At 68.9% G+C, this 3,126-nt stretch carries 4 protein-coding genes and 2 pseudogenes; 4 read left to right on the top strand and 2 right to left on the bottom strand.

The annotated features are described in order from the left end of the window. Nucleotides 1-71: 71 nt before the first annotated feature. The 4 genes from ACXJKL_RS18080 (at nucleotide 72) to ACXJKL_RS18065 (ending at nucleotide 1,644) form a co-directional block, all read left to right on the top strand. Entirely contained in the window at nucleotides 72-716 is a 645-nt protein-coding gene (locus ACXJKL_RS18080) for a response regulator transcription factor (RefSeq protein ID WP_457208390.1), read from the top strand. 187 nt (nucleotides 717-903) lie between these two features. Beyond that, nucleotides 904-1,095, top strand: coding sequence for a Flp family type IVb pilin (locus ACXJKL_RS18075; protein WP_457208389.1), 192 nt, complete (start codon nucleotides 904-906; stop codon nucleotides 1,093-1,095). A gap of 24 nt (nucleotides 1,096-1,119) precedes the next feature. Further along, entirely contained in the window at nucleotides 1,120-1,335 is a 216-nt protein-coding gene (locus ACXJKL_RS18070; RefSeq protein WP_457208388.1) for a Flp family type IVb pilin, read from the top strand. A gap of 81 nt (nucleotides 1,336-1,416) precedes the next feature. Next, nucleotides 1,417-1,644 carry a hypothetical protein gene (locus ACXJKL_RS18065; RefSeq protein WP_457208387.1) on the top strand — a complete coding sequence of 76 codons (228 nt, stop codon included), beginning with the start codon at nucleotides 1,417-1,419 and terminating at the stop codon, nucleotides 1,642-1,644. A 16-nt stretch (nucleotides 1,645-1,660) separates the two neighbouring features. Here the strand turns inward: ACXJKL_RS18065 and ACXJKL_RS18060 are convergent. Then, nucleotides 1,661-1,957, bottom strand: a pseudogene (locus ACXJKL_RS18060) (M48 family metalloprotease); the annotation flags it as partial. Nucleotides 1,958-2,074: 117 nt separating this feature from the next. Next, nucleotides 2,075-3,126 (bottom strand): annotated as a pseudogene (locus ACXJKL_RS18055) (hypothetical protein); the annotation flags it as partial.

The following is a 3,126-nucleotide window of genomic DNA, read 5'->3' as shown; positions in this document are numbered from 1 at the left end:
CCAGCCTCGCGATCCCGCCGGCACGACCGTCCGGCTCACGTCTGCACGAAACCTCTCGGAAGGAATCCCCCATGACCTCCGTCCTGCTGGTCGATGACCACGAGCTCATCCGCCAAGGCCTCGCCCGCGCCTTCGAACGCGACGCCGAGATGACCGTCGTCGGCCAGGCGGGGACCGTGGCCGAAGGAGTGGCGGCGTTCGAGTCGCTCCAGCCCGACGTGGTGGTGACCGACCTCCAGCTCCCCGACGGTCACGGCCTCCGCGTCGTGCGCGCGGTGCGCGCCTCCAGCGTCAGTGCCGGCGTCGTGGTGTTGACGATGCACGCCGGCGACGACCAGATCTTCGCGGCCATGGAAGCGGGGGCCTCGGCCTTCGTCGGCAAGGACACTAAGGCGGCCGAGGTGGTGAGCGCAGCACGTCACGCCGCCGTGGCACCCCGCACGTTCCTCTGCTCGGGACTGAGCGCGGCGATGATGCGGCGCACGTCGTCGCCCGCAACGCCGAAACTCTCCCGGCGCGAGGAGGAGGTCCTCGCCCTCCTCGCCGACGGTCTCGGCACTGGTGAGATCGCGTGCCGGCTCTACCTCAGCGAGTCGACGGCCAAGACCCACATCACCCACATCTACCAGAAGCTCGGCGCCGCCAACCGCGCACAGGCCCTGGTCACCGCCATGCGTCTCGGCCTGCTCGGCCCCCTGGCCCCGCAGCGCTTCTGACGGTGTCCCATCGGGCCAGTCGAGACGGTCCCGAAGGGTTCCACGAATAGTCACAAGAGACTAGTCAGGGACAGCCGATCACCCGATCCGTCGGCCCTCCGAACCCGGCAGAGTACTTCCTGAGTGGCCGCAAGGCCTTTCACCAAGACTCGCAGGACCACAACACACTCACACCAGGAGAACCACCATGATCCAGTTCCTCGCCATCATGCTCAATGCCCACCGCGACGAGGAGAAGGGTGCGACCGCCGTGGAGTACGGCCTCATGGTCGCCCTGATCGCCGTCGCCATCATCACCGTCGTCAGCACCCTGGGCACCAACCTCAGCGAACTCTTCACGAACGTCGGCACCGAGATCAAGAGCAACAGCACCAAGTGATCTGACGACCTGCAGGAATGGCCGATGCCCGCGCTAGCGGCGCGTCGGCCATTCCTTCGTTGCACGAGCACTCGAGGAGAAGTGATGCAGGTACGTCATCGAGACGAGGTCGGGGCCACGGCCGTGGAGTACGGCGTGTTGGTAGGACTCATTGCGATCGCAATCGTCGTGTCTGTGGGGCTCTTCGGTGGAACAGTCCGAGGCCTCTTCGAACTCATCCCGCCCAGCGTCTGGCCCTGAGTTACCGTCAGCCTCGCGATCGCGACCCGCTCCAGCACTGTGGGATGACTCGCCCACCACCACTGTGGCCACGCCGGTGGGATGGGATCGGCGATCGACCCCAGCGCCACGGTGCGCTGCATCTCGACGAAGGCATCCGGGTCACGTGTCGCGGCCAGGGCGTCCACGTCGGCCTTTCTCGATCTGCCGGCTTACCCCGCCTGGACCGGGCTCGACAGCAGTGGTCCCACCGCCGCCGCCACCGCCGCCAGCAGAAACGGCACCACCGCCGCGTCCCCCGACCGCGCGCTCCTCCACGGTTTCGAGTGAGGCGGGACCCGATCAACAGGCCCAGCAACCCCACCCCGGCCGCCGCTCCGAAGGCACCTAGCACCGTGCCGACGACCACGTCACAGTGACGCGCGTGCGCCAACTCGTGGGCGATCACGTTCAGCGCCTGGTCCTGCGGCAGCGAATCGACCAGCGTGTCGTAGACGACCACCCGCCGGGTGCCGCCGAACCCGGAGGCGCAGGGGTAGGGACGTCGTACGCCGGGACGCGTCGGCGACCAGCACCTCGTCGACCGGCATCCCCTCCGTGTCCGCCAGCCGAAGGATCTCGGTGCGCAGCCCCCCGCCGGCAGCGGCTCGAAGTGGTTGAAACCGGCTCCACCACCAGCGGGAGGTAAAGGAGGAGCACCACCAGGGCGAGACCGGCAACCACGATCAACGGTGCCGCATGCTCGCTCACGCCACCCGATTCATGAGGCCAACGAGACCAACCGGTTCCTCCAAGCAACGACAAGGCCTTGGACGGTCGTATCGTGCCGACGAAGGGCGGCGCCCAGATACATGCCGCCGGAGACACGTCGGAAGACGTCCAGCAACGCCTGCGTCCCCACCTCGTCGGCGAGGGTGTCGCAAGCCAGCCAGGCCAGCTCGTAGGCCGCCTCCAAGTCGGTGGCCCGGGTGTCGAACGCCGCTGCCCCCGGCAACCTCCGGGGGACCCCGCCGCGACGCACTAGGTCGATCGCACGCCCCGCGGTGATGGAGAGCGGCAGCCGGACGTCGCGCAGAGCGACGTAGTCGGCGAAGCCCTCCAGCAGCCACAGGTCCACAGCACTGGTGGCCGCGTCGGTCGCCACATGCACCATCTCGTGGCTCATCACGACCTGGGCGCCCACCCCGCGCAGGCCGCGGGTCACGTCCGGGTTGACGAAGACGTGGACCGGCGCGTCCAGGCTCCCCGAGCCGTCCGCGGTCGTGGTCACTGCGGCGATGCCGGCGTAGGTCCCCTCGGCCGCGTCGAGAGTGGCGTCCAACGACGACGCCGAGGCAGGCACCTCCACGACGACCAACGGGCGCCAGGACCCCAGCACACGGCGCACGACGGCGGCGCCGCGCTCCACACGGCGGGCGTACGTCGTGGCCTCACGTGACGCATCGGGCCGCAACGCCGAGACCATCACCAGTGCCCGGTCGGTACGCCGCACCTCGAGGGGACCCTGCAGCCACAACGGCTCGATGCCGTCGCTCACCCCACCGAACCGACGGATGGCCACGGCGTCGCCGTCCGCCACGAAGGTGACCACCACCTCTGCACTGGCGGGTTCACGGTCGAAATCGTCGAACCCCCACGTGAGCGCGACCTGTGCGGTCCACGAGCCGTCGTCCGCGCCGGCGCCTGTCTCGTCGACGTACCGTGCGGAGAAGTCCGTGACGTCGAGTGCCTCGGCGTTGTCGGCGACCGAGCCCAGCAAAGTGTTGGCGTCGCTGTCGCCGGATGGCGCGAGGGCACGTGCCGCATCAGCAT

The sequence above is a fragment of the Nocardioides sp. P5_C9_2 genome, from assembly GCF_054049555.1.
This window is presented reverse-complemented; position numbering and strand designations above follow the sequence as displayed.